Here is a 23,711-nt window from a genome sequence, read left to right on the forward strand (position 1 = left end):
GAAGAAGGAGGCGGCGCGCCGATGGCGCGCCGCCCGTTCCGATCAGCCGGTCAGAGAGCGGCCTTGATCTTTTCCGCGGCTTCCGGGGAGACCCAATCCTTCCAGAGGGCTTCCTGCTCTTCCAGGAAGTGCTTGGCGCCGTCGTCGCCGCTCGCCTGGTTGTCGGTCATCCAGGCCATCAGCTTGTTGACCGTGTCGTTCGTCCAGGCGCGCTTGTTGAGGTAGCCCATCACGTCGTCGCCGGCGCGCTCGGAGAAGGACTTGGTGACGAGCGTCTGGACGGTGTCCTTCGGCCAGTCGTTCTTCTTCGGATCCGGGCAATCGGCGACCGTGTTGCAGCGCTTCCACTCGGCCGCGTCATAGGGCACGCCATGCTCGAGCTTGACCATGTCGTACTTGCCGAGCAGCGCGGTCGGGGCCCAGTAGTAGCCGACCCAGCCTTCCTTGCGCTCGTAGGCCTTGGCGATCGAGCCGTCGAGGCCGGCAGCCGAACCGGTGTCGACCAGCGTGAAGTTCGCGGCTTCCCCGCCATAGGCCTTGTAGAGCTGGCCGGTCACGACCGTGCCGCCCCAGCCCTGCGGGCCGTTGTGCACAGCGCCCTTGCTCTTGTCTTCCGGATCCGGGAAGAGCTCGGGATGCTTCAGCACGTCGTCGATCGTCTTGATGTCCGGATTGGCGTCGGCGATGTATTTCGGGATCCACCAGCCCTGGACGGCGCCGTCGGACAGCGCGACGGCCGCGCCGACCAGCTTGCCCTCGTCGATGCCGCGCTTGACGACGTCGGGCAGCAGGTCCACCCAGCCTTCCGGCGCGAGATCCGGCGCGCCCTTCTCGATCATCGAGGTGATGGTCGGGACCGTGTCGCCGACGATGACTTCGGCATTGCAGCCATAGCCTTCGTTCAGGATGAACTTGTCGAGCGCGGCCAGAACCTCGGCGCTCTGCCAGTTCATGCTGGCGATGGTCAGGTCGCCGCATTCGGCACGCGCGGCTCCCGTCATGGCCAGGAAGCCGACGACGATGCAGGTGGAAGCAAGAAGATGTTTCATATCCGTTCCCTCATTGTGCGGCGGTGTCGTTGTACTATCCGGGTCCTGCCGCACCGCCGCCGCCGGGCCCGTGATCCTCCGCGGATCGATCGCGAGCAGGCCGGGAAAGGCCTCTCGTGTTCCGCGATACCGCATCCTCGACTTTTGCAGCTACAGGGTCGAATGCCGGTACGAATGCGTCTGCAATTGACCCCTATGCGTCATGGAGCCGTCAAATCTGCATGAACCGCCCCCGCTTTTCCAGCGCGCGGAGGCCGCCGGGCAATGGTATGATAGAATTCAGCTTTTTCAAACCGCAAACAAAAGGCCGGCGCGAGGCCGGCCTTGTCTCATTGCGACATCGATGCGGACGCCCGGAAATCAGGCCTCGCGGCGGCCCTGGATGACGTGGACACGCCCGCTCACCTGCACGCGCTCGTAGAGATCGATCACGTCATGGTTGAGCATACGCACGCAGCCGCTCGACATGGCCTGGCCGATCGACCACGGCTGGTTTGTGCCGTGGATGCGGAACATGGTGTCGTTGCCGTTCTGGTAGAGATAGATCGCGCGGGCGCCAAGCGGGTTGTTGAGCCCCCCGGGCACGCCGCCGGCATATTTGAGGTTCTTCTTCGGATCGCGGCGGATCATGTTGGGCGTCGGCGTCCAGCTCGGCCACTCGGCCTTGCGGCCGATATAGGCGTTGCCCGCCAGCGAATAGCCCTGGCGGCCGACGCCGATGCCGTAGCGCATCGCGCGGCCGTTGCCGAGCACGTAGTAGAGCCGGCGGGCCGGCGTATCGACGACGACGGTGCCAGCCGCATGGCCGGTGTCGTAGGCGACTTCCTGGCGGCGGAGCTCCGGCTTGATCTTGTCGAGCGGCATCGCCCTCAGCGGGTGCTTCTCGTCCAGGCGGTCGCCATAGTTGGCACGGTCACCGGTACCGTTCGTCGCGCAGCCTGCGAGCAATGCAGACGCGCCGAGCAGGAAGCCGCGGCGGGAAATCGACATGGTAAATACCCCTTGAACATCTCGTCCTCAGGGCGGAAAATTAGGCAACTATGGTTAATCGAGGGTTAAACGGCGCGCGGGGGTTGCACGACGTGTTAAGAAATCAGGCCGGAAAGGGGCCGCCGCAGCGCCGGCCGCGCCCGATCCGCTTCTTCCGTCGCGCGGCCGTCCGGCAGCTCTGCATGTCGCGATTTTTTCATTTCAGCATATCTCGGGCGCAAGGCCGAGGATGACGTCCGAGGTAATGATCGCCTGCTAGCGCGACATAGATGGGACCGGTCCTCACCCCACTTCCGGAAACGGGAGCGCGCGCGGACCGGCCTGCCCGGCGTTACATGTTGGGATAGACCGGCCCCTCGCCGCCCTGCGGCGGCACCCAGTTGATGTTCTGGTTGGGGTCCTTGATGTCACAGGTCTTGCAGTGCACGCAGTTCTGCGCGTTGATGACGTAGACGTCCTTGCCGTCCTTCTCCACCCATTCGTAGACGCCGGCAGGACAGTAGCGCGTCGACGGGCCGGCATAGACGTCGAGCTCCGAGGTCTTCTGCAGTTCCGGGTTCTTGAGCTGGAGGTGGATCGGCTGGTCCTCCTCGTGGTTGGTGTTCGACAGGAACACCGAGGAGAGGCGGTCGAAGGTGAGGACACCATCGGGTTTCGGATAGTCGATGCGGCTGTGCTTTGCCGCGGGCTCCAGGCTCTGCGCATCCGTCTTGCCGTGCTTCAGCGTGCCGAAGAAGGAGAAGCCGAACAGCGTGTTCGTCCACATGTCGAGGCCGCCGAGCGCCACGCCCACCGCCGTGCCGAACTTCGACCAGAGCGGCTTGACGTTGCGCACCTTCCTCAAATCCGAGCCAATGGCGCTGTCGCGCCAGCCCTGCTCGATCTCGATCGGCTCGTCATTGGCGCGGCCGTTGGCGATGGCATCCGCCAGCTTTTCGGCGGCGAGCATGCCCGAGAGCACCGCATTGTGACTGCCCTTGATGCGCGGCACGTTGACGAGACCGGCCGAGCAGCCGATCAGCGCGCCGCCGGGGAAGGACAGCTTCGGCACCGACTGGTAACCGCCCTCGGTGATGGCGCGCGCGCCATAGGAGAGGCGCTTGCCGCCCTCGAAGGTGCCGCGGATCGCCGGATGGGTCTTGAAGCGCTGGAATTCCTCGAAGGGATAGAGATAGGGGTTCTTGTAGTTGAGGTGCACCACGAAGCCGACGGCGACCATGTTGTCTTCGAGGTGATAGAGGAACGAACCGCCGCCGGTCTTCATGCCGAGCGGCCAGCCGAAGGAGTGCTGCACCAGGCCGGGCTTGTGGTGCTCCGGCTTGACCTGCCAGAGTTCCTTGAGGCCGATGCCGAATTTTTGCGGCTCGCGATCCTTCGACAGATCGAATTTCTGGATGAGCTGCTTGGCGAGCGAGCCGCGCACGCCTTCCGAGATCAGCGTGTACTTGCCGAGCAGCTCCATGCCGCGGGTATAGTTCGGGCCGGGCTCGCCGTTGCGCTCAATGCCCATGTCGCCGGTGGCGACGCCGATCACCGCGCCCTCGTCATTGTAGAGCACTTCGGTCGCGGCAAAGCCGGGATAGATCTCGACGCCGAGCTCTTCCGCCTTGGTCGCCAGCCAGCGACAGACATTGCCGAGCGAGACGATGTAGTTGCCGTGGTTGTTCATCAGGGGCGGCATGAAGGCGTTCGGCAGGCGAACGGAGCCGGCCGGGCCGAGGAAGAGGAAATGGTCGTCCGTCACCGCGGTCTTGAAGGGATGGTCGGCATCCTCGCGCCAGTCGGGCAACAGGCGGTCGATACCGATGGGATCGACGACCGCGCCGGAGAGGATATGCGCGCCGACTTCCGAGCCCTTTTCGAGCACGACGACCGTGAGATCCGGATTGACCTGCTTCAGCCGGATCGCCGCGGAAAGGCCCGCAGGTCCCGCGCCGACGATCACGACGTCGAATTCCATGCTTTCGCGTTCGGGGAGTTCCATTTCTTCGCTCATTCGTCTCTCCACCCCGCGCCCCGTCAAAAGCCGCGGAAAGTCCCTCGTTAGGCCTGTCATGACAAATACGGGAAACCTTGTCGAGCCGTTCTGCGACAGACTTTCCCCGCTTTTGCGCATGATCTCATGCCGTCAGCATGGATTTTATTTACTTTCACGTAAACGTCAATCTTTTGCCGGCGCATGCGGATGGCGCCCGCTTGATTCCGGTTCCCGCCCGGGCTAGGCATTTCGCCAGCCGCCGCGGAGGTCCCACCGTTCACGTCCGAGACTATCCACTCCCTCCAAGGCGACTTCGACAAATTTGGCGACGACCTTCACCTTGTCGGCGGGCAGGCATGGAGAAGCGCCGCGCCCGCCTTACGTACGCAATCCGGCTCGCCACGCCCTGGCGCTGGCGATCAAGGCCACGCTCGACCCGAAGACCCTGTTCAATCCTGGCAAAGTGCCCTACCGCGCCGATTGAACCCGAAAGGAAGGACCTCACCATGGATCTCGCCATCGCGGGCAAACGCGCCCTCATCCTCGCCTCCTCCCGCGGCCTCGGCAAGGGGATTGCCGTCGCGCTCGCCCGCGAGGGCGCGCATGTGCTCCTGTGCGGCCGCAGCGCAGAGGTGCTGGAGGCCAATTGCAAGGCCATCAACGCGGAAGGCCCCGGCCGGGCGGACTGGGTCCAGGCCGACCTTGGCGACGAAAGCTTCGTCGAGACGCTGGTGCAGGCGGTTTCGGAAAAGCTCGGCGGCGTCGATATCCTCGTCAACAATTCCGGCGGGCCGACGCCCGGCACGACCGAGGACATGAGCGAGGAAAAGCTCGCCGCCTATTTCAATTCCATGGTGCTGCGCATCATCACGCTCACCAACCGCCTGCTGCCGGGCATGAAGGAGCGCGGCTGGGGCCGCATCCTCACCGTCGCCTCCTCGGGCGTGATCGAGCCGATCCCCGGCCTTGCACTCTCCAACACGCTGCGGCCGGCGCTGGCCGGCTGGTCGAAGACGCTGGCGGGCGAGGTCGCGCAATACGGCATCACCAGCAACCTGCTGCTGCCGGGAAGCATCATGACCGACCGGCTGAAGAGCCTCGATACCGCCGCGGCAGAACGCAGCGGCAGGAGCGTCGAAGACGTGCGCGCGGCCTCGGAAAAGGCGATCCCCGCCCGCCGCTACGGCACCGTCGAGGAATTCGCCGCGACCGCCGCCTTTCTTTGCAGCACGCCGGCGAGCTACGTGACCGGCAGCCTCGTCCGCTGCGACGGCGGGGCGGCGCATTCGGTCTGAGGGCAGCCTCCGCCCTTGCCATCCGCTGCGGCCTGTGCCATCTGGCGCGCTCTCAAATTGCGGGGCGCGCCTGACGCACCCTTTCGCGCGCGGAGCCCTTCGCTCCGGTTCAACCCATACCAGCGGACAAAGGGGCACGGCGATGGCACGGGCACTCGGGCTCGATTTCGGCACGACCAACACGGTTCTGGCGCTTGCGACGGGCGGCAGCGAGACGCGGTCGATGCATTTCGAAAGCAGCGTCGGCGTCACCGACACGATGCGCACGGCGCTTTCCTTCATGAAGGATCCGGTGGTCGGCGCGCAGGCGCTGAAGGTCGAGGCCGGCCAGGCGGCGATCCGCCAGTTCATCGACAATCCCGGCGATTGCCGCTTCCTGCAATCGATCAAGACCTTTGCTGCAAGTTCTCTCTTCCAGGGCACGCTGATCTTCGCCCGCCGGCACGCCTTCGACGACCTGATGGAAATCTTCCTGCGCCGCCTCAAGGCCTATGCCGGCGACGAATGGCCGGCGGATGTCTCGCGGGTGATCGCGGGACGGCCGGTGCAGTTCGCCGGGGCGAGCCCGGACCCGCGCCTTGCGCTGGAGCGCTACAACGCCGCGCTGACGCGGCTCGGCTTTCCGGAAATCCACTATGTCTTCGAGCCCGTCGCGGCGGCGTACTACTTCGCGCAGACGCTGAAGAGCGACGCGACGGTGCTGGTCGCCGACTTCGGCGGGGGCACGACGGACTATTCGCTGATCCGCTTCGAGCGGCAGGCGGGCCGGCTGGCGGCAAGGCCCATCGGCCATTCGGGCGTCGGCATCGCGGGCGACCATTTCGACGCGCGCATGATCGACCGTCTCGTGGCGCCGGAAATCGGCAAGGGCAGCCATTTCAAGAGCTTCGACAAGGTGCTGGAGGTGCCGAGCGGCTACTATGCCAACTTCGCGCGCTGGAACCAGCTTTCGATCTTCAAGACGACGCGGGAATTCACCGACCTCAGGTCGCTGGTGCGCTCGGCGCTGGAGCCGGAAAAGCTGGAGCTCTTCATCGACCTCGTCGAGCATGACGAGGGCTATCCGCTCTACCAGGCGATCTCGGCGACCAAGATGGCGCTCTCTTCTTCCGACGAGGCGGAATTCGATTTCGCCCCGCTCGGCGCCGCCGGCCGCAAGGTGGTGAAGCGCGCCGATTTCGAAAGCTGGATCGCGCCGGACCTCGCCCGCATCGAGGGCGCGCTGGACGAGGTGCTGGAGAAGACCGGGACCGCGCCGGCGGAGATCGACAAGGTGTTCCTCACCGGCGGCACATCCTTCGTGCCGGCCGTGCGGGGCATCTTCACCCGCCGCTTCGATGCGGGCAAGATCGAGACGGGCGGCGAGCTGCTCTCCATCGCCCACGGCCTTGCGCTGATCGGCGAAAGCGAGGACGTCGCGCAGTGGGCGGCGTGACGCGGGCGCTTTCCTCCCGCCCATCGCTTCGCTAAGGTGCGCCGCATGAACGCTGCCAGAGACCTCGATCCCCAACAGCTTCGCTCGCTCCTGCATTTCTATGCGGATGCCGGCGTGGAATGGCTGCTGGAGGAAGAGGCGGTCGACCGCATCGCGGAATTCGAGGCGATGCGCGCGGCACGCGGCGCGCCGGCCCAGCGCGAGGCCGCGCCCGCCGTTCAGGCGCCGGCCCGCCCGGCCCCGGCGCGGCAGGAGCAGGCCCGTCCGGCCGCCCCGGCCCCGATGCCGAACGTTTCGATCCCGGACAGCCAGGCGGTGGCGGAGGCGGAGTTCGCCGCCGGCAGCGCCCGCTCGCTGGAGGAACTGCGCGCGGCCATGACCGCCTTCAACGGCTGCAACCTCAAGGCCAGCGCCCGCTGCCTCGTCTTCGCCGAGGGCAATGCGAAACCCTCCGTCATGGTGATCGGCGCCATGCCGAATGCCGAGGACGACCGCGACGGCCAGCCCTTCTCCGGCCGGCAGGGCGCGATGCTCGACCGCATGCTCGCCGGCATCGGGCTTGCCCGCGCCGACCTGCTCCTGACCAATGTCGTGCCGTGGCGCCCGCCCGGCAACCGCCCGCCGTCGCAGCGCGAGGCCGATATCTGCCGGCCCTTCATCGAGCGGCAGATCGCGCTTGCCGAGCCGAACCACCTGCTGATTCTCGGCAATTTCGCCGCGCGATTCCTGCTGCGCTCCAACGAGACGATCCACCAGTTGCGCGGGCAATGGCGGGAAATCGAGGTTTCCGGCCGGACCTTTCCGGCCTTTGCCACCCTGCACCCTCAGGATCTGATGACCGCGTCGATCAGCAAGCGGCTCGCCTGGCAGGACCTGCTCGCGTTTCGCGCAGGGCTCACGCGCTGAAGCGCCTAAGGCAACATAGCCTTTTCAATGACTTAGGCTGATAGCCTGCCAAGGCGATTCCGGTTCCTCCACGAATCTGCCGCAAGCATGAACAAATTGTTTCAACAGCCATGCGAATTGCACATATCTGCCGGGCAGAATGTCGCATTGCGGAATCGATGTTGCAGTGCAATATGAGCAGACGGGAGGAACAGGATTTAAGGAATCGACCCATGACCGCCCGTTTTCGGCCTATCCATTCGAGCTTCGAGACGCTCCGCCATTCCGGTCTTCGCGCCGGCCGCGGCTTCGGCGGCATCGCTGCCCCGGCCAACGAGCAGCTCACGGCCGCCGGCTTTGCCCGCATCAACCGCCCCGGCCAGCTTTTCTGCGAATTCATCACGCGCTGAGCAAATGCGAGGGCAGGCCCTCGTCCAGACGAATCCAGGAGCACACCATGGCCACGTTTCGCAAGCTGATGTCCGACATTGCCGATATTCGAACGGCCGTGAACGCCGCCCGCGAATATTCGGTGCTCGCCTCGCTGCCGCGCGACGCCGTGCAGCGCCGCGATCCGCTGAAGGCCTTCCTGCCGAACTAAGGCCCTTCCAAAGCGACGCCGGACCGCGACACATCGCCATCGTGAGGAGGCGAGACGCCTTTCCTCCGGTGGAAACCACGCCGAAACCCGGTCCGCGTTTCTTAGCCGACCGTCAGGACGAGCCGTCCTGAACCTGACGGCCGGCGCAAGCCGGATTTTCAAACGTCTCGCCTTCTTCCGTTTTGCCGGGCATTCGCCCAACCCGTCCGGGAAGCTGCGGCCTCTCCATTTCATGCAATCTCTTTACGCCAGTCGTTGTCGCAGTGGACAGCGCGCGGGCGGCGCAATAGAGCGACAGTCGCAAAACGAACGCGCCCTCGCGCCATTCCCGGAGCCCCCATGCTGGCGAGCCTTGTCTCCATTCTCAGCCTGATGCTGTCCACGCTGCTGATGATGGTGGCCTTCGGGTTGCAGAGTTATGTCGTGCCGGTGCGGGCGGTCGCGGAAGGCTGGTCGACGCAGACGATCTCCATGATCGCGACGGGCTATACGATCGGCTTCACGCTCTCGTGCATCGTCACGCCGAAATTCGTGCTGCTCGTCGGCCATGTGCGCGTCTTCGTCGCGCTCATCACGCTGCTCGCCATCGCCATCCTGCTCTGCGCGCTCGTCGTCGACTGGCGGGCCTGGATGCTGTTCCGCGCCATCTCCGGCTTTGCCATTTCCGGCAGCTATCTCATCATCGAAAGCTGGCTGAACGAGAAGGTGACGAACGAGAACCGCGGCTCCGTCTTCTCCATCTACCTGATCACGACGATGGTCGGGACGATCGGCGGGCAATATCTCGTTCCGCTCGGCGATCCCTCCGGCACCGCGCTGTTCATTCTCTGCGGCATCATCTTCTCCGTCGCGCTGCTGCCGACGGCCCTCACCTCCTCGCCGCTGCCGGCACCGCCGACGCAGGCACGCTTCAACGTGCCGAAGCTCTACCGCCGCTCGCCCGTCGCCGTCGTCGGGGCGTTCCTCGCGGGCGCCCTCTCCGGGGCCTGGCTCAATCTCGGCGGCGTGTTCACCCAGCGCACGGGGCTGACGACCGCCGAGGGCGCGACGCTGCTTGCATGCGTGCTGCTCGGCAGCTCCCTTTCGCAGATCCCGATCGGCCGGGCTTCCGACCGGATGGACCGCCGCCTCGTGATGGTCGCCTGCGGCGCCATCGGCACGCTCTCCTGCCTCGCCATGGCCCTCGTCGCGGGCGGCCCGCCGGTGCTGCTTTACGTCGCCGCCGCCTTCGTCGGCTCGGTGATCTTCCCGATCTATGCGCTGAACGTCGCCCATGCCAACGACCGGGCGCAGCCGGACGAGTATGTCGAGGTCTCTTCCGGCATGATGATCGTCTACGGCTTCGGCACGATCTCCGGCCCCATCATGGTGGGCCCGATCATGGACCGCTTCGGCCCCGGTTCGCTCTTCGTGGTGCTCGCCGTCTACTTCCTGCTCTACGGCACCTATGCCGCCTGGCGCATCAGCCGCCGCGAGGAGAATGAAGGCCTCGTCAGCAAGACGGACTTCCAGGCCATGACCGCGCAGCCGCTCGGGGCGGACGCGGCGGCAGCGGCACTTCAGCCGGATGCGATGCCGGAAGAACTCGTCGAGGACACGACCACGCCGGAATGGCGTCAGCCCTGAGGCGGCTGGAGCGCGAGTTCGGCGCGGCGTTTCAGGTCGAGGCGATGCTCGCGGAAAATCACGAAGATGCCGGCGCTGACGACGATGGCGGTTCCGACGAGCATGGGGCCCGTCGGAATGTCGCCGAAGAGGAAATAACCGACGATGAGGCCGAGCACGATCGAGATGTATTCGAAGGGCGCGATGGTCGAGACGTCCGCATAGCGGTAGCTCGACGTCAGCAGCAACTGGGCGACGCCGCCGCAGAAGCCGGCCAGCGCCATCAGACAGAGCGCCTGCCAGCCCAGCGCAGCCCAGCCGAACGGAAGCGTGCCGAGCGAGAAGATCGACGCGAAGAGGGAGAAGTAGAGCACGATGGTCGAGGTGCGCTCCGTGTGCACCAGCTTGCGCACCAGCACCATGGCGCAGGAACCGAGCACGCCGAAGGCCAGCATGGCGAGCACGCCCATCGCCTCCGCCGAGCCGAGGCCGCCGCTGCGGAAGAGCGTGAGGCGCGGCCAGCTTATGACCGCCACCCCCAGGAGCCCGACAAGGACGGCCGTCCAGCGGTAGACGCCCACGCGCTCCTTGAGGACGATGGCAGCGACCACGACCGCCATCAGCGGCAGCGCGTAGCCGAGCGCGATCGATTCCGGCAGCGGCAGGTGCACGAGGCCGTAGAAGCCGAAGCCCATGGACAGGATGCCGACGAAGCCGCGCTTGAAATGGCCGAAGATGTCGTTGGTGCGGAATGCATCGCGCAACTGGCCGTGCATGGCGAGGAAGGCGAGGATCGGCACCATGGCGAAGGCGGAGCGGAGGAACGTGATCTGCCCCGCCGGAATGTCCTTGCCGGCCGCCTTGATGAGGGTGGACATGCAGAGGAAGACCACGACCGAGGCGACCTTGAGGGAAATCCCCTTCATGGGATTGGCGGGCATGTCCATGCGGGAACTCGTCACGGCCGGCGGGCCATGACCTCGGGCGTTGAGGACGATCGGCGAACCGATTCAGGAAGCCGCAAGTCTAGCCGTAATGCCCGCCCGGTGGGATGAATTCTCGTGATGCGTCCCGGATAATTTTGATCGGACGGGCATTGCGGAAATACTGTGCCGCGACGGCACGATTTTGTGATTTCGGCTTTTCCATGGAAATGAGATGTTAAGCCACTACGCATATCAATTCGTTGAACTGGGGACAGACCGCCCCGCACTCCATCCGCCATGCACAGGGACATGGGATGCCGGGCGGCAAAAGGCAGGACATTTCCATGCGGACAGAGAACGGCCGGATCATCCATCTGGCAGACTATCGCCAGACTGACTTCGTTCTCGAGCGCGTCGATCTGACCTTCGAACTGGATCCCACGGAAACCAAGGTCGAGGCGCGCCTCATCTTCCACCGCCGCGAGGGCGCCGATCCTGCCGCGCCGCTCGTCCTCGACGGCGACGAGCTGGTCATGACCGGCCTCCTCTTCGACCAGACGGAACTGGACGCCGCCCGCTACGACGCGACGCCAGACAGCCTGACGATCCGCGACCTGCCGGCGAGCGAGCCCTTCGAGATCACGATCACCACGATGATCAATCCCGAGGCCAATACCCAGCTCATGGGCCTCTACCGCACGAACGGCGTCTACTGCACGCAGTGCGAGGCCGAGGGCTTCCGCCGCATCACCTATTTCCCCGACCGGCCGGATGTGCTCGCCGTCTACACGGTCAACATCATCGCCGACAAGGCGAGCTGCCCGCTGCTGCTGTCCAACGGCAATTTCCTGGGCGGCGCGGGCTACGGCGAAGGCAAGCATTTCGCCGCCTGGTTCGACCCGCATCCGAAACCCTCCTATCTCTTCGCGCTCGTCGCCGGCGACCTCGGCGTGGTCGAGGACACGTTCACGACGATGTCCGGCCGCGAGGTGACGCTGAAGATTTATGTCGAGCACGGCAAGGAGCCGCGCGCGGCCTATGCGATGGATGCGCTGAAGCGCTCGATGAAATGGGACGAGGAGGTGTTCGGCTGCGAATACGACCTCGACATCTTCATGATCGTCGCCGTCTCCGACTTCAACATGGGTGCCATGGAGAACAAGGGGCTCAACGTCTTCAACGACAAATACGTGCTGGCCGACCCGGAAACCGCGACCGACCAGGACTATGCGAATATCGAGGCGATCATCGCCCACGAATATTTCCACAACTGGACCGGCAACCGCGTCACCTGCCGCGACTGGTTCCAGCTCTGCCTGAAGGAAGGCCTGACGGTCTATCGCGACCACGAATTCTCCGCCGACCAGCGTTCGCGCGCGGTCAAGCGCATCGCCGAGGTGCGGCACCTCAAGTCGGAGCAGTTCCCGGAGGACGCCGGCCCCCTCGCCCATCCGGTCCGCCCGACGACATATCGCGAGATCAACAACTTCTACACGACGACCGTCTACGAGAAGGGCTCCGAGGTCACGCGCATGATCGCGACCACCCTCGGCCGGGACGGCTTCAAGAAGGGCATGGACCTCTATTTCGAGCGGCATGACGGCGATGCCGCGACGATCGAGGATTTCGTCAAGTGCTTCGAGGATGCGAACGGCGCCGATCTTGGCCAGTTCTCGCTGTGGTACAGCCAGGCCGGCACGCCGCTTGTCAGCGTCTCGTCGAGCTACGATCTCGCCAGGGGCGAGTTCACGTTGTCACTGGAGCAGATGATCCCGCCGACGCCCGGCCAGGCGACGAAGGAGCCGATGCATATTCCGCTGCGCTTCGGCCTGCTTCTTGCTGACGGGTCGGAAGCCACGCCGGGCGCCGTCAGCGGCGCGGATGTGACCGGCGACGTGCTGCACCTCAAGCAGCGCCGCCAGACCGTCACCTTCTCGGGCATCGCCTCGCGCCCGGTCGTCTCGCTCAACCGCAGCTTCTCCGCGCCGATCAACCTGCATTTCGAGCCGGCTCCGGCCGATCTCGCCCATATCGCCCGCCACGATAGCGACCTCTTCTCCCGCTGGCAGGCGCTGAACGATCTTGCCCTGCCGAACCTCGTGGAAGCAGCGCGCAAGGCGCGGGCGGGCGAGCCGGTGGAAACCAATGCGGTTCTCGCCGACACGCTGATCGCCATTGCCGGCGACGAGGCGCTGGAGCCGGCCTTCCGCGCGCAGGCACTGGCCCTGCCGTCGGAATCCGACATCGCCCGCGAGCTCGGCAGCAACAACGACCCGGACGCCATCCGCGCCGGACGCGAGGCCGTGCTGGCCTTCGTCGCGAAGCGCGATCCCGCGGCCTTCGCAAGGCTGTTCGACGCCAACCGCACCGAAGGCGCCTTCACGCCGGACGCGGCGAGCGCCGGCCAGCGCGCGCTGCGCAACGCGGCGCTTGCCTATCTCGCCGTTTCCGACGGCACGCCCGCCCGCGCGGCACAGGCCTTCGCGAGCGCGGACAACATGACGGATCTCAGCGCGGCCCTCACCGTGCTCGCCCACCGCTTCCCCGACGCGCCGGAGACGGCGGCAGCGCTGGAGGCCTTCCGCGCGCGCTTTGCCGACAACGCGCTGGTCATCGACAAGTGGTTCTCCATCCAGTCGACCATTCCGGGCGACGGCGCGCTGGAACGCGTCAAGGCGCTGATGACGAGCCCGCTTTTCAACAAGGCGAACCCGAACCGCGTGCGCGCGCTCGTCGGCACCTTCGCCTTCTCCAACCCGACCGGCTTCAACCGGGCGGACGGCGCGGGCTACCGGTTCCTCGCCGAGCAGATCCTGGAGATCGACCCGAAAAACCCGCAGCTCGCCGCGCGCATCCTCACGTCCATGCGCTCCTGGCGGGCACTGGAGGAGGTTCGCTCCGACCACGCCCGCAACGCGCTGCGCACCATCGCCGCGGGCGAAAAACTCTCCTCCGATGTTTCCGACATCGTGGAGCGCATGCTGAAGGGCTGAGCCGCCGGCTCACTTGTCCGGCGGGCAGACGCGGATCCGGTGGCCATCCGGGTCCTGCGCGACGAAGGTGCGGCCGAAGACGGCCGTGAACGGCGGCTGCTCGATGGCGACGCCCTGCGCCTTCCACCTGTCATGCAATGCATCGATCTCGGCGTCTTCCTCGACGACGATGGCGATTTCGGAGCGGTTGCCGGAGCCGCCGGAAACGAAGTCGCTTGCGCTTGTCGACCACAGGCCGAGACCCAGACCGTTGTCGAACCGGAAGGCGACGAAGCCGGGCGACTGCGCCACCGGCGCGCGGCCGAAAAGCTGCTCGTAGAAGCGGCCGCTTGCCGCAGGGTTCTCGACATAGAGGATCAGGAGATTGGGAGAGATCATGGGGATCGTCCTTTCGTTGCTTTGACGGGGCGATCCTAGGCGACACCACTGCCAAAAAATGGCAGTATCGTCGCATGGCCCGATCCGAACGACTGCTCGCCCTCCTCCAGCTTCTGCGCCGCCACCGCCATCCGGTGAGCGGCGCAACGCTTGCCGGCGAACTCGGCGTCAGCATCCGCACGCTCTACCGCGACATCGCCTCGCTGCAGGCGCAGGGCGCCGATATCGAGGGCGAGCCGGGCGTCGGCTATGTGCTGCGCCCCGGCTTCATGCTGCCGCCGCTGATGTTCTCGCAGGGCGAGCTGGAGGCGCTGGTGCTCGGCTTCCGCTGGGTGCAGAAATTCGCCGATGCGCCCGTGACCAAGGCGGCGACGGATGCGCTCGCCAAGATTTCCGCCGTGCTGCCGGCCGAGCTTGCGGCGGAACTGGAGAACACGGCGCTGCTGGTCGGACCGCGCAGGATCGTCGACGGCGAGATCGTCGATCTCGCCGTTATCCGCGCGGCGATCCGCCGGGAGCGCAAGCTCCGGCTGTCCTATTGCGACGCGGCGGGCGTGCGCAGCGAGCGCGTGGTCTGGCCGGTCGCGCTGGGCTATTTCGAGGAGACGCGCATGCTGGTCGCCTGGTGCGAATGGCGGCAGGGCTACCGGCATTTCCGCACGGAGCGCATGGCGGCGATCGCGCTTCTGGAGGAGCGTTTTCCCCGCCGGCGCGCGGCGATGCTGAAGGAATGGCGGGAGACGGAAGCGGGGCCGCGGCGGGCGTAAGGGCCGCCCGGCAAATGCAATTTCCCAACCATGAGAAATGGTTAAAAAACTTTTACCTTTTTCTATGGACAAGCCGAATCACAATTGATTCATTAGGGCAGATTCGGGCGAGCGGCGCGCCGAATCACGAGAGGGTTACAAGGTTTTATGACTATGGCGGACGCGCAACGAGGACGCGCAGCCGGCGGGTGGACTCGTCTCAGATTCCCGGGAATGGCGGCCTGGGAAGACGAGGCGACGGGACAGGCGAAGATCTTCGCCGGGCCTGCCGCGCGGCATCTGACACGGGCCGAGCCCGTGCTGAAGCGGTCGATACCGATCCTGATCATCGCCTTCCTGTTCGTGGTCGGCATCTCGCGCATGGTCGGCATCATCGTCGAGCATGACCGGATGGACACCGGCGTGCGCGACACGACCTCGCTGACGGCACTGGCCGTCGGCGCCGTCTTCTCCGGCCAGATGGCCGCGAGCGTGGCGAAATCCGACCGGATGGCGGCCGAGGCGGCACTCTCGCTCAACCTGCCACAGGACCGTATGCAGCCCGGCGGCCTCGTCCTCTTCGTGGAGGAGAACGGCCGCGTGTTCGGCACGTCGCTGGCGGCGGCGCGCTATGTCGGCCAGTCGCTCGCGCGCTTCTCGCCCGAGCTTGCCGCGACCCAGTATTTCGGCGAGACGGGCGGCGTCTTCCGCACGCATATCGGCGGGGAGGAATACTACGCCTCGCTGGTGCAGATGCCGAAGAACGGCGGCCTGATCGTCGTCGCCAATCCGCTCGGCCATCTCGCCCTCTTCTGGCGCGACGAGGTGGCGCTGAACGTCACGCTGTTCGCCGGCATCTCGGCGATCCTGCTGGTCATCCTCTACGCCTATTACATCCAGGCCAAGCGCGCGCGCGATGCCGACGCGATCTTCGCGGAATCCAACCTGCGCGTGGAGACGGCGCTTGCGCGCGGCCGCAGCGGCCTCTGGGACTTCGACCTTTCGAGCCGCCGGCTGTTCTGGTCGCGCTCCATGTACGAAATGCTCGGCATGCCGGCGCGCGACAGCGTGCTCTCCTTCGGCGACGCGGCCCGCCTGATGCATCCCGACGACGACGGCATCTACCAGGTGGCGCGCGCCGTCGCCCGCAGCGAGGCCAAGCAGGTGGACCAGGTGTTCCGCATGCGCCATGCGGAAGGGCACTACGTCTGGCTGCGCGCCCGCGCCCAGCTCATCCGCATGGCCTCCGGCCGCCTGCACATGATCGGCATCGCCATGGACGTGACCGAGCAGCACCGGCTCGCCCAGCGCTACCAGGAGGCCGACCAGCGGCTTGCCGACGCCATCGAATGCACCTCGGAGGCCTTCGTCCTGTGGGACAAGCACGACCGGCTCGTCATGTGCAACGCGCATTACCAGCAGGCCTACGGCCTTCCCGACGACGTGCTGGTGCCCGGCACGGAACGTGCGACGGTGCATGCCGCGGCGGCCCGCCCGGTCATCGAGCGGCGCATCGCCGATGCCGATGGCACGGGGGCCTCGCAGACCAGCGAGGTGCAGCTTGCCGACGAGCGCTGGCTGCAGATCAACGAGCGCCGCACACGCGACGGCGGCTGCGTCTCCGTCGGCACCGACATCACCATGATGAAGCGGCATCAGGTGCGTCTGCGCGAATCCGAGCGCCGGCTGATGGCAACCATCGGCGACCTCTCGGCCTCCCGCGCCAAGCTGGAGCGGCAGAAGTCGGAGCTTTCGCTCGCCAATGCCAATTACCAGGCGGAGAAGGATCGCGCCGAGGCGGCCAACCGCGCCAAGTCGGAATTCCTCGCCAACATGTCGCACGAGCTGCGCACGCCGCTCAACGCCATCCTCGGCTTCTCGGAAATCCTGCAGAACCAGATGTTCGGCCCGATCGGCTCGGACAAGTACCGCGAATATTCGCGCGACATCCACGAGAGCGGCAAGCACCTGCTCAACGTCATCAGCGACATCCTCGACATGTCGAAGATCGAGGCCGGCCACATGCGCATCAGCTGCGAGACGGTCGATCTTGCGCCGCTGATCGAGGAGACCATGCGGCTTACCATGCTGCAGGCGGAAAAGAAGAACATCGCCGTGCGGCAGACCTGCCCGGACAATCTCCTCGCCGTCGCGGACCGCCGCGCCATGAAGCAGATCCTGCTGAACCTGCTGTCGAACGCCATGAAGTTCACCAACGAGGGTGGCAAGGTGGAGGTGCGGGCGCGCAAGGTCCGCGGCGCGATCACGCTGACCATCGCCGATACCGGCATCGGCATCCCGAAATCCGCCCTGCAGAAGATCGGCCAGCCCTTCGAGCAGGTGCAAAGCCAGTACGCCAAGAGCAAGGGCGGCTCGGGCCTCGGCCTTGCCATCTCCCGCTCCCTCGCCCACCTCCACGGCGGCGGCATGCGCATCCATTCGGTCGAAGGCAGGGGAACGATCATCTCCGTGCGCATCCCCGACCGGGAGCGGCTGGCGGCGCTGCACCTGGCGGCGGCGTAAACACGGGGCAGGCCCGTCAGGGGCTGCCGTCTTCGGCCTCGAGCCCTTTTCTCAGCGCGACCATCACACGATATGCAGCCCTTATGTCCTTGAGATCGAGCCCCTCGGCCAGCGCATTCGCCCGCGGTTCATAGGCGCGGATGGCGGCGTCGTAGGCCTGCCGGCCCTTTTCCGTCAGCACGACGAGATTGGCCCGGCGGTGATGCGGATTGGGTTCGAAAGCGACCAGCCCATCGCCATGCAGGTCGTTGACGATGCGCTGGACGTTCTGGCGGTTTGCGCCGAGATCGCGCGCGAGCCAGGCGACCGGCTGCGGGCGCTCGGAAAAGACGATCGCTCCGAGAATCTGCCAGCGTGCACTGGTCAACCCGAAGGGAGCGACAAGCCTGTCTCCCCAGGTGAGCGTCAGGTTGTTCACCCTGAACATGACCAGGATCAGCTCCGTCAGGGCATCGCCCGGTGAAATCGTCGCGGCTTCGCTCATTCGTCATAATCCATTCATATTGACATCATGATGTCATTTTACTATGTATCGTTCATGTCGATATGACATCATGAAGACAAATTGGAGGAACCACCATATGGCGGAGGCAAAATCCGCGCGCGGGCAGCGATCCGCCGCCAAGCACGCGCCACACCTGCTCAAGATCCTTCATCCTGTCGCCGGCATCGTCGCGATGATCACGATCGCCGTTTTCTGGCTGGCGACGGCTCTGTCGGAGTTCTTCGCCTCGCAAGCGGTTGTCATCGCGGTCAAGACCGCCATTCCCTGGGGATTCCTCCTTCTCATTCCAGCTTTGATGGCAGCGGGCGGATCGGGATTCGCCCTGTCGAGGGGGCGCCGGACCGGACTGGCGGGCATCAAGATCCGGCGCATGCCGCTGATCGCCGCAAACGGCATGGTGGTCCTTGTGCCGGCCGCGTTTTTCCTTGCCTTCAAGGCCGAAGCCGGGCAGTTCGACACCGCCTTCTACGGGGTGCAGGCGCTGGAACTCGTGGCCGGCGCCGTAAACATCACGCTTCTTGCGCTCAACATGCGCGACGGCTTGCGGATGAAGGGCCGGCTCAGGCCCTGACCGTCGCCTGGAAAATCTTCCGCACCGCCTTCGATATGCGGCGGATCTCCGCCTCCAGCGTGCGCAGGTCCGGGCAGTCGCCGGCCCGGCAGACGAGGTCGACGAGGCCGGCGGGCGCTTCCTTGGGATCGAAGCCGCCATCCACGCAGAGGCGCACGATCTGCGAGATCTCCGTATAGAGCGACAGCGCCTTCTGTACCGTGTCGAGATCGTTGGGGTCCATCATGCCGGCGCCGAGGACGGCCAGCGCATCGGCGGTCGGCATGACCTCTTCCGGCTGCGGGGCGCCGCGCGCCGGCGCGACCAGCGCCAGGAACTGGGCGATGAACTCGATGTCGATCAGCCCGCCCGCGATGAGCTTCAGGTCCCAGATGTCCTTCGGCGGCTTTTCCTGGTCGATCAGGTCGCGCATCTCCGCGACGTCCTTGGCGATCTTCGCCGTGTCGCGCTTGCGGGCGAGCACGGCGCGGAAGATGTCCTCCGCCTCCCCCATCAGGCTTTCGTCGCCGCAGAGCAACCGGGCGCGGGTGAGCGCCATGTGCTCCCAGGTCCAGGCTTCCTCGGCCTGGTACTTGGCAAACGAGGTGATGCGCGTCGCGACCGGCCCCTTGTTGCCGGAGGGGCGCAGGCGCATGTCGACCTCGTAGAGCACGCCTTCGGCCGTGGGCGCGGAGAGCGCCGCGATCAGCCGCTGGGTGATGCGGGTGAAGTATTTGATATTGTCGAGGGGCTTGGCGCCGTCCGACTCGAAGGCGTCGCCGTCGTGGTCGTAGAGCAGGATCAGGTCGATGTCGGAGCCGGCCGTCAGCTCGAAGCTGCCGAGCTTGCCCATGCCGACCAGTGCAACGCGCCCGCCGGGGAACTTGCCGTGCGCCGCCTCGATCTCGTCGAGCACCGCATTCAGCGCCGCCGCGACGATGAGGTCGGCGACATGGGTGAAGGCGCGGGCGGCCTGCTTGCCGGTGATCGCTCCGGTCAGCAGGCGGATGCCGATGAGGAAGCGCTGCTCGGCGGCGATGATGCGCAGGCGATCGAGGATTTCCTCGTAGTGCCGTGCGCCGGAGACGAAGCCCTCGATGCGTTCGGAAAGGTAGGCGCGGGTCGGGAGTTCGGCGAGGAGGCCGGGATCCAGCATGCCGTCGAAGACGTGGGGCTTGGCCGCGATCACCTCGGCCAGCTTCGGCGCGGACGACATGATGTTGACGATGAGGGAGAGCAGCGCCGGGTTGTTGCCGAGCAGCGAGAAAAGCTGGATGCCCGCCGGCAGGCCGGAGATGAAGTTGTCGAAGCGAAGCAGCGCCTCGTCCGCCCGCTTGCTCTCGCCGAAGACGCGCAGGAGCTGCGGCGTCAGCTCCGTCAGCCGCTCGCGCGCCTCGACGGATTGCGTGGCGCGGTAGCGGCCGTAGTGCCAGGTGCGGATGGTGCGGGAAATGTCGGCCGGGCGCTCGAAGCCGAGGCGCTTCAGCGTCTCCAGCGTGTCGGGATCGTCCTTCTGGCCGGTGAAGACGAGGTTGCCCGTCTCGGAGGAAAGCTTCGCCTCCTGCTCGAAGAGCGCCGCATAGCGTCGCTCGACGGTCTTCAGCACTTCGACCAGCTTTGCGGAGAAGGCGGCGGTGTCGGCAAAACCGAGCATGAAGGCGATGCGTTTCAGTTCCGCCTCGGTTTCGGGCAGGGTATGGCTCTGCTCGTCGCACACCATCTGCACCCGGTGCTCGACGTCGCGCAGGAACCAGTAGGCGTCCGTCAGCTCCCGCGCCGTCGCCTCGTCGATCCAGCTGGCTTTCGCAAGCTCGGCCAGCATGGGCTCGGTGGCGCGCAGGCGCAGCGCCGGCACGCGGCCGCCCGCGATGAGCTGCTGGGTCTGCACGAAGAACTCTATCTCGCGGATGCCGCCGCGGCCGAGCTTGACGTTGTGGCCCTTAACGGCGATCTCGCCGTGGCCCTTGTGCACATGGATCTGCCGCTTGATCGAATGAATGTCGGCGATCGCCGCATAGTCGAGATACTTGCGGAAGACGAAGGGCACGAGACCCTTGAGGAAGGCTTCGCCGGCCTTGAGGTCACCGGCGACGGGCCTGGCCTTGATGAAGGCGGCGCGCTCCCAGTTCTGGCCCCTGCCCTCGTAGTAGAGCATGGCCGAATCGAAGGAGATGGCGAGCGGCGTCGCGCCGGGGTCGGGCCTGAGGCGCAGGTCCGTGCGGAAGACGTAGCCGTCCGCCGTGCGCTCCTGCATGATGCGGATCAGCCGGCGCACGAGGCGCGAGAACGTCTCGACCGCCTCGCTCGGATCGACGGCGACATCCGCCATGGGATCGAAGAAGACGACGAGGTCGATGTCGGAGGAATAGTTGAGCTCGGCCGCACCGAGCTTACCCATGCCGAGCACGATGAGGCCGGATTTTTCGCTCGGGCGGGCGGGATCGGGCAGTTTCAGCTTGCCGCTCTCGTGCGCCGAAAGGAGGAGGTGGTCGATGGCGGCGGATGTCGCCGCCTCCGCGAGCGCCGTAAGCAACGCCGTCGTCCTGCGGGCGTCGAAGATGCGGGCAAGATCGGCGAGCGCGGTCAGGAAGGCGACCTCGCGCTTGGCGAGGCGCAGCCGGGTCATCAGCACGGCCTCCGTCACTTCGCCGTCATCGGGCCTCCAGGCCGCGCGGGCGCGGGCGATGGCAGCCTTGATGGCCGGCAGGATCGGTTCGGCCAGCGCGCGGGCGAGCAGGCCGGGATCGATGCGGGCGGTATCGCGCAGATAGGGCGAGAGCGTGAAGGCGGCGACGACGAAGTCCTTGAGCGGGCCGTCCTCGCCGAGGAGCCTTGCGATGGCGGCGTGTTCCCTGCCCCAGTCCTTGAGGTCGGACAGGACCGATTTGACTTCCGCCTGGCTCAGGGGCCGGATGGGGGATGCCGAAAGATCGGAAAACCGCGTCGCTTCCGTCACGCTCATGATGTCTCCTCGCCTTTTTGACGAGGTGTATCAGTCCGGGCGGTTGGGGAAAACCATTCTCACCGTCAGCCCCCGATTGTTTTCCCGCCCGGGGTGGGTCGCATCCAGCTCGAGCCGTCCGTGATGCATCTCCATGACGGCGCCGACGAGCGAGAGGCCGAGGCCGGTGCCCGGCTTGGTACGGCTCGCGTCAAGGCGGAAGAAGCGTTTCACCACCTCCTCGCGCTTGTCGTCCGGCACGCCGGGGCCGCTGTCGGCGACCGACAGCACCACGTCGCCGTCGCGCCGCGCGAGCGAGACGCGGATCTCCGGCTCGCCGCCGCTGCCCTCGGCATACTTGATGGCATTGTCGATGAGATTGCCGAGCGCCTGGCCGACAAGCTCGCGGTTGCCCTTGATCTCGATGCCTTCGGCGACGTCGGTGACGAGCTTCAGGCCGCAATCCTCGGCGACAGGCTCGTAGAGTTCGGCGCTGTCATGGGCGATCCCGCTGATGTCGAGCGCGCTCATCTCCGCCGGCGCCTGCCCGGCCTCGACGCGGGAGATCATCAGCAGCGCGTTGAAGGTGCGGATGAGCTGGTCGGATTCGCCGATCATCTCCTCCAGCGCCGTGCGGTGCTCGGCCGCATCGCCCGCCGCAAGCGCCGCCTCGGCCTTGTTGCGCAGGCGCGTCAGCGGCGTCTTCAAGTCATGCGCGATGTTGTCGGAGACCTGCTTCAGCCCCTCGTTCAGCTTCTCGATGCGTCCCAGCATGGTGTTCAGCGATTCCGACAGGCGGTCGAATTCGTCGCCGGAGCCGCTGGTCGGCAGGCGCTGCGAAAGGTCTCCGGCCATGATGCGCTGGCTGGCGTCCGACATGCGGTCCATGCGCCTCAGTGCGTTGCGGCCGATCAGATACCAGATGGCCAGCGCGCCGACGCCCATGACGCCGAGCGCCACCATCAGCGCCTGGCGCACCAGCATGCGGAAATTCTCCGGCTCGCCGAGGTCGCGGCCGACCAGCACGCGCAGGCCGTTGGACAGCACGATCACCTGCGCATAGGCCATCGGCCGGCTGTTGCCGCGCGCCTCCTCCTGGTAGCGCTGGTAGCGGAACGGCATCTCCGTCCAGCCTTCCGTGTCGAGCACGCCGGGCTGGAGGGCGGCGACATTGCCGGCCAGCACCTCGCCGGTGGGGCTGGCGATGATGTAGAGGTTCGCGCCGGGCTGGCGGGAGCGGCGCTCCAGCGTGCGCAACAGGCCGTTCATGCCGCTGTTGTCGAAGATGCGTTCGATCTGGTCGGCCTCCTGCGCCACCGCTTCGCGCATCTGCTGCTGGAGCAGCCCTTCCGACATGGAGGAGACGTAGAAGACGAGGAAGGCCGCGCAGGCGGCGAAAAGCAGGAGATAGACCGCCGAAAGGCGCACGGCGGTGGTGCGATAGAGGGCGGTCAGCCTGCCGAGCATCCGGTTCATGGGGTCAGCCCGCCGCCTCGTCCTTCATCATGTATCCGGCGCCGCGCACCGTGCGCAGCAGCGGCTGGTCGAAATCCTTCTCGATCTTAGAGCGCAGCCGCGAGACGTGGACGTCGATGACGTTGGTCTGCGGGTCGAAATGATAGTCCCAGACGTTTTCGAGCAGCATGGTGCGCGTCACCACCTGCCCGGCATTCTTCATGAGATATTCGAGCAGGCGGAACTCGCGCGGCTGGAGGAGGATTTCCCTGCCGGCGCGCTTGACGGTGTGGGAGAGCCGGTCGAGCTCTAGGTCGCCGACGCGGTAGACCATGTCCTGCTCGGGCGTGCCCTTGCGGCGGCCGAGCACCTCGATGCGCGCCAGAAGCTCGCTGAAAGCATAGGGCTTGGGAAGGTAATCGTCGCCGCCGGCGCGAAGGCCGGTTACGCGGTCGTCGACCTGGCCGAGGGCCGAGAGAATGAGAACCGGCGTATGGATATTGCGGCGGCGCAGTTCCGAGATCAGCGACAGGCCGTCACGGCGCGGCAGCATGCGGTCGATGACGAGGACGTCATAGGTGTTCTCGGTGGCAAGGAAGAGCCCGCTTTCGCCGTCGCTGGCATGATCGAGCACGATGCCCGCCTCGCGAAAGGCCTTCGAGAGATAGGCCGCCGCCTCCAGATCGTCTTCAACAATCAATATCTTCATGGCTTCAACCCTAGCGCATGGTCCCGCGAGTCGGAACGTCATCTCGCGATTTTCGTGCGGCGTGGAACGCCCTTCACCTGCCTGCCGGCATCCCCTCCCCGTAAACGGGGCGAGGAGCGCTGGGCGCGCCGGTTTCCCGCAGCCCCG

The 23,711-nt window shown here is 66.0% G+C and carries 20 protein-coding genes; 11 read left to right on the plus strand and 9 right to left on the minus strand.

The genetic code is table 11. The annotated features are described in order from the left end of the window. Positions 1–50 precede the first annotated feature (50 nt). From L0976_RS17960 to L0976_RS17970, 3 genes are all read right to left on the minus strand, one after another. A complete protein-coding gene (locus L0976_RS17960) occupies positions 51–1,049 on the minus strand; it encodes an ABC transporter substrate-binding protein (protein WP_203318307.1) in 999 nt (332 codons plus the stop codon). Between the two features lie 360 nt (positions 1,050–1,409). Next, positions 1,410–2,039 (minus strand): L,D-transpeptidase, encoded by a 630-nt coding sequence (locus tag L0976_RS17965; protein WP_203318306.1) that lies wholly within the window; start codon positions 2,037–2,039, stop codon positions 1,410–1,412. Between the two features lie 331 nt (positions 2,040–2,370). Then, on the minus strand, positions 2,371–4,035 hold the full coding sequence (locus L0976_RS17970) for an electron transfer flavoprotein-ubiquinone oxidoreductase (RefSeq protein WP_234188629.1): 1,665 nt from the start codon (positions 4,033–4,035) through the stop codon (positions 2,371–2,373). A 304-nt stretch (positions 4,036–4,339) separates the two neighbouring features. Here L0976_RS17970 and L0976_RS17975 point away from each other — a divergent pair, with 304 nt between their 5' ends. The 7 genes from L0976_RS17975 (at position 4,340) to L0976_RS18005 (ending at position 9,859) form a co-directional block, all read left to right on the plus strand. Then, entirely contained in the window at positions 4,340–4,501 is a 162-nt protein-coding gene (locus L0976_RS17975; protein WP_234188631.1) for an FAD-linked oxidase C-terminal domain-containing protein, read from the plus strand. Between the two features lie 22 nt (positions 4,502–4,523). Then, entirely contained in the window at positions 4,524–5,312 is a 789-nt protein-coding gene (locus L0976_RS17980) for an SDR family oxidoreductase (RefSeq protein ID WP_234188633.1), read from the plus strand. A 142-nt stretch (positions 5,313–5,454) separates the two neighbouring features. Continuing rightward, complete coding sequence (locus L0976_RS17985; RefSeq protein ID WP_234188636.1) at positions 5,455–6,747, plus strand: Hsp70 family protein; 1,293 nt, start codon at positions 5,455–5,457, stop codon at positions 6,745–6,747. A gap of 45 nt (positions 6,748–6,792) precedes the next feature. Further along, entirely contained in the window at positions 6,793–7,653 is an 861-nt protein-coding gene (locus L0976_RS17990) for a uracil-DNA glycosylase family protein (protein WP_234188638.1), read from the plus strand. Positions 7,654–7,865: 212 nt separating this feature from the next. Next, entirely contained in the window at positions 7,866–8,042 is a 177-nt protein-coding gene (locus tag L0976_RS17995) for a hypothetical protein (RefSeq protein ID WP_203318300.1), read from the plus strand. Between the two features lie 47 nt (positions 8,043–8,089). After that, positions 8,090–8,233, plus strand: coding sequence for a hypothetical protein (locus L0976_RS18000; RefSeq protein WP_234188640.1), 144 nt, complete (start codon positions 8,090–8,092; stop codon positions 8,231–8,233). 339 nt (positions 8,234–8,572) lie between these two features. After that, complete coding sequence (locus L0976_RS18005; protein WP_203318298.1) at positions 8,573–9,859, plus strand: MFS transporter; 1,287 nt, start codon at positions 8,573–8,575, stop codon at positions 9,857–9,859. On the opposite strand, the gene L0976_RS18010 is transcribed toward L0976_RS18005, so the two are convergent. Next, positions 9,850–10,785, minus strand: a complete 936-nt coding sequence (locus L0976_RS18010) for a DMT family transporter (RefSeq protein ID WP_370643707.1) — start codon at positions 10,783–10,785, stop codon at positions 9,850–9,852. The genes L0976_RS18005 and L0976_RS18010 overlap by 10 nt on opposite strands. 323 nt (positions 10,786–11,108) lie before the next feature. Between L0976_RS18010 and pepN the strand changes: the two genes are divergently transcribed. Continuing rightward, positions 11,109–13,757, plus strand: a complete 2,649-nt coding sequence (pepN, locus tag L0976_RS18015; protein ID WP_234188642.1) for an aminopeptidase N — start codon at positions 11,109–11,111, stop codon at positions 13,755–13,757. 9 nt (positions 13,758–13,766) lie between these two features. Here the strand turns inward: pepN and L0976_RS18020 are convergent, their stop codons facing one another. Further along, positions 13,767–14,135, minus strand: coding sequence for a VOC family protein (locus L0976_RS18020; protein ID WP_234188644.1), 369 nt, complete (start codon positions 14,133–14,135; stop codon positions 13,767–13,769). A gap of 74 nt (positions 14,136–14,209) precedes the next feature. Between L0976_RS18020 and L0976_RS18025 the strand changes: the two genes are divergently transcribed. Together L0976_RS18025 and L0976_RS18030 are read left to right on the plus strand one after the other, a co-directional pair. Continuing rightward, on the plus strand, positions 14,210–14,902 hold the full coding sequence (locus tag L0976_RS18025) for a YafY family protein (protein WP_234188646.1): 693 nt from the start codon (positions 14,210–14,212) through the stop codon (positions 14,900–14,902). 153 nt (positions 14,903–15,055) lie between these two features. Beyond that, positions 15,056–17,404, plus strand: coding sequence for a PAS domain-containing sensor histidine kinase (locus L0976_RS18030; protein ID WP_234188648.1), 2,349 nt, complete (start codon positions 15,056–15,058; stop codon positions 17,402–17,404). 16 nt (positions 17,405–17,420) lie between these two features. Here the strand turns inward: L0976_RS18030 and L0976_RS18035 are convergent, their stop codons facing one another. Then, entirely contained in the window at positions 17,421–17,888 is a 468-nt protein-coding gene (locus tag L0976_RS18035; protein ID WP_234188650.1) for a MarR family winged helix-turn-helix transcriptional regulator, read from the minus strand. 154 nt (positions 17,889–18,042) lie between these two features. Here L0976_RS18035 and L0976_RS18040 point away from each other — a divergent pair, with 154 nt between their 5' ends. Then, positions 18,043–18,480, plus strand: a complete 438-nt coding sequence (locus L0976_RS18040) for a hypothetical protein (protein WP_234188704.1) — start codon at positions 18,043–18,045, stop codon at positions 18,478–18,480. On the opposite strand, the gene L0976_RS18045 is transcribed toward L0976_RS18040, so the two are convergent. From L0976_RS18045 to L0976_RS18055, 3 genes are read right to left on the minus strand one after another with little or no spacing between them, the layout of a single operon-like run. Next, a complete protein-coding gene (locus L0976_RS18045) occupies positions 18,470–21,421 on the minus strand; it encodes a bifunctional [glutamine synthetase] adenylyltransferase/[glutamine synthetase]-adenylyl-L-tyrosine phosphorylase (RefSeq protein WP_234188652.1) in 2,952 nt (983 codons plus the stop codon). The genes L0976_RS18040 and L0976_RS18045 overlap by 11 nt on opposite strands. A 30-nt stretch (positions 21,422–21,451) precedes the next feature. Further along, positions 21,452–22,867, minus strand: coding sequence for a HAMP domain-containing sensor histidine kinase (locus L0976_RS18050; protein WP_234188705.1), 1,416 nt, complete (start codon positions 22,865–22,867; stop codon positions 21,452–21,454). A gap of 13 nt (positions 22,868–22,880) precedes the next feature. Then, positions 22,881–23,606, minus strand: coding sequence for a response regulator transcription factor (locus L0976_RS18055; protein WP_370577015.1), 726 nt, complete (start codon positions 23,604–23,606; stop codon positions 22,881–22,883). Positions 23,607–23,711: the final 105 nt, after the last annotated feature.

The sequence above is a fragment of the Shinella sp. NM-101 genome (assembly GCF_021401195.1).
Classification (GTDB): domain Bacteria; phylum Pseudomonadota; class Alphaproteobacteria; order Rhizobiales; family Rhizobiaceae; genus Shinella.

Excerpts from the sequence above, each read along its gene's own strand:
- L0976_RS17960 (WP_203318307.1), bottom strand. The coding sequence starts at position 1,049 with ATGAAACATCTTCTTGCTTCCACCTGCATCGTCGTCGGCTTCCTGGCC.
- L0976_RS17965 (WP_203318306.1), bottom strand. The coding sequence starts at position 2,039 with ATGTCGATTTCCCGCCGCGGCTTCCTGCTCGGCGCGTCTGCATTGCTC.
- L0976_RS17970 (WP_234188629.1), bottom strand. The coding sequence starts at position 4,035 with ATGAGCGAAGAAATGGAACTCCCCGAACGCGAAAGCATGGAATTCGAC.
- L0976_RS17980 (WP_234188633.1), top strand. The coding sequence starts at position 4,524 with ATGGATCTCGCCATCGCGGGCAAACGCGCCCTCATCCTCGCCTCCTCC.
- L0976_RS17985 (WP_234188636.1), top strand. The coding sequence starts at position 5,455 with ATGGCACGGGCACTCGGGCTCGATTTCGGCACGACCAACACGGTTCTG.
- L0976_RS17990 (WP_234188638.1), top strand. The coding sequence starts at position 6,793 with ATGAACGCTGCCAGAGACCTCGATCCCCAACAGCTTCGCTCGCTCCTG.
- L0976_RS17995 (WP_203318300.1), top strand. The coding sequence starts at position 7,866 with ATGACCGCCCGTTTTCGGCCTATCCATTCGAGCTTCGAGACGCTCCGC.
- L0976_RS18000 (WP_234188640.1), top strand. The coding sequence starts at position 8,090 with ATGGCCACGTTTCGCAAGCTGATGTCCGACATTGCCGATATTCGAACG.
- L0976_RS18005 (WP_203318298.1), top strand. The coding sequence starts at position 8,573 with ATGCTGGCGAGCCTTGTCTCCATTCTCAGCCTGATGCTGTCCACGCTG.
- L0976_RS18010 (WP_370643707.1), bottom strand. The coding sequence starts at position 10,785 with ATGGACATGCCCGCCAATCCCATGAAGGGGATTTCCCTCAAGGTCGCC.
- pepN (WP_234188642.1), top strand. The coding sequence starts at position 11,109 with ATGCGGACAGAGAACGGCCGGATCATCCATCTGGCAGACTATCGCCAG.
- L0976_RS18020 (WP_234188644.1), bottom strand. The coding sequence starts at position 14,135 with ATGATCTCTCCCAATCTCCTGATCCTCTATGTCGAGAACCCTGCGGCA.
- L0976_RS18025 (WP_234188646.1), top strand. The coding sequence starts at position 14,210 with ATGGCCCGATCCGAACGACTGCTCGCCCTCCTCCAGCTTCTGCGCCGC.
- L0976_RS18030 (WP_234188648.1), top strand. The coding sequence starts at position 15,056 with ATGGCGGACGCGCAACGAGGACGCGCAGCCGGCGGGTGGACTCGTCTC.
- L0976_RS18035 (WP_234188650.1), bottom strand. The coding sequence starts at position 17,888 with ATGAGCGAAGCCGCGACGATTTCACCGGGCGATGCCCTGACGGAGCTG.
- L0976_RS18045 (WP_234188652.1), bottom strand. The coding sequence starts at position 21,421 with ATGAGCGTGACGGAAGCGACGCGGTTTTCCGATCTTTCGGCATCCCCC.
- L0976_RS18050 (WP_234188705.1), bottom strand. The coding sequence starts at position 22,867 with ATGCTCGGCAGGCTGACCGCCCTCTATCGCACCACCGCCGTGCGCCTT.
- L0976_RS18055 (WP_370577015.1), bottom strand. The coding sequence starts at position 23,606 with ATGACGTTCCGACTCGCGGGACCATGCGCTAGGGTTGAAGCCATGAAG.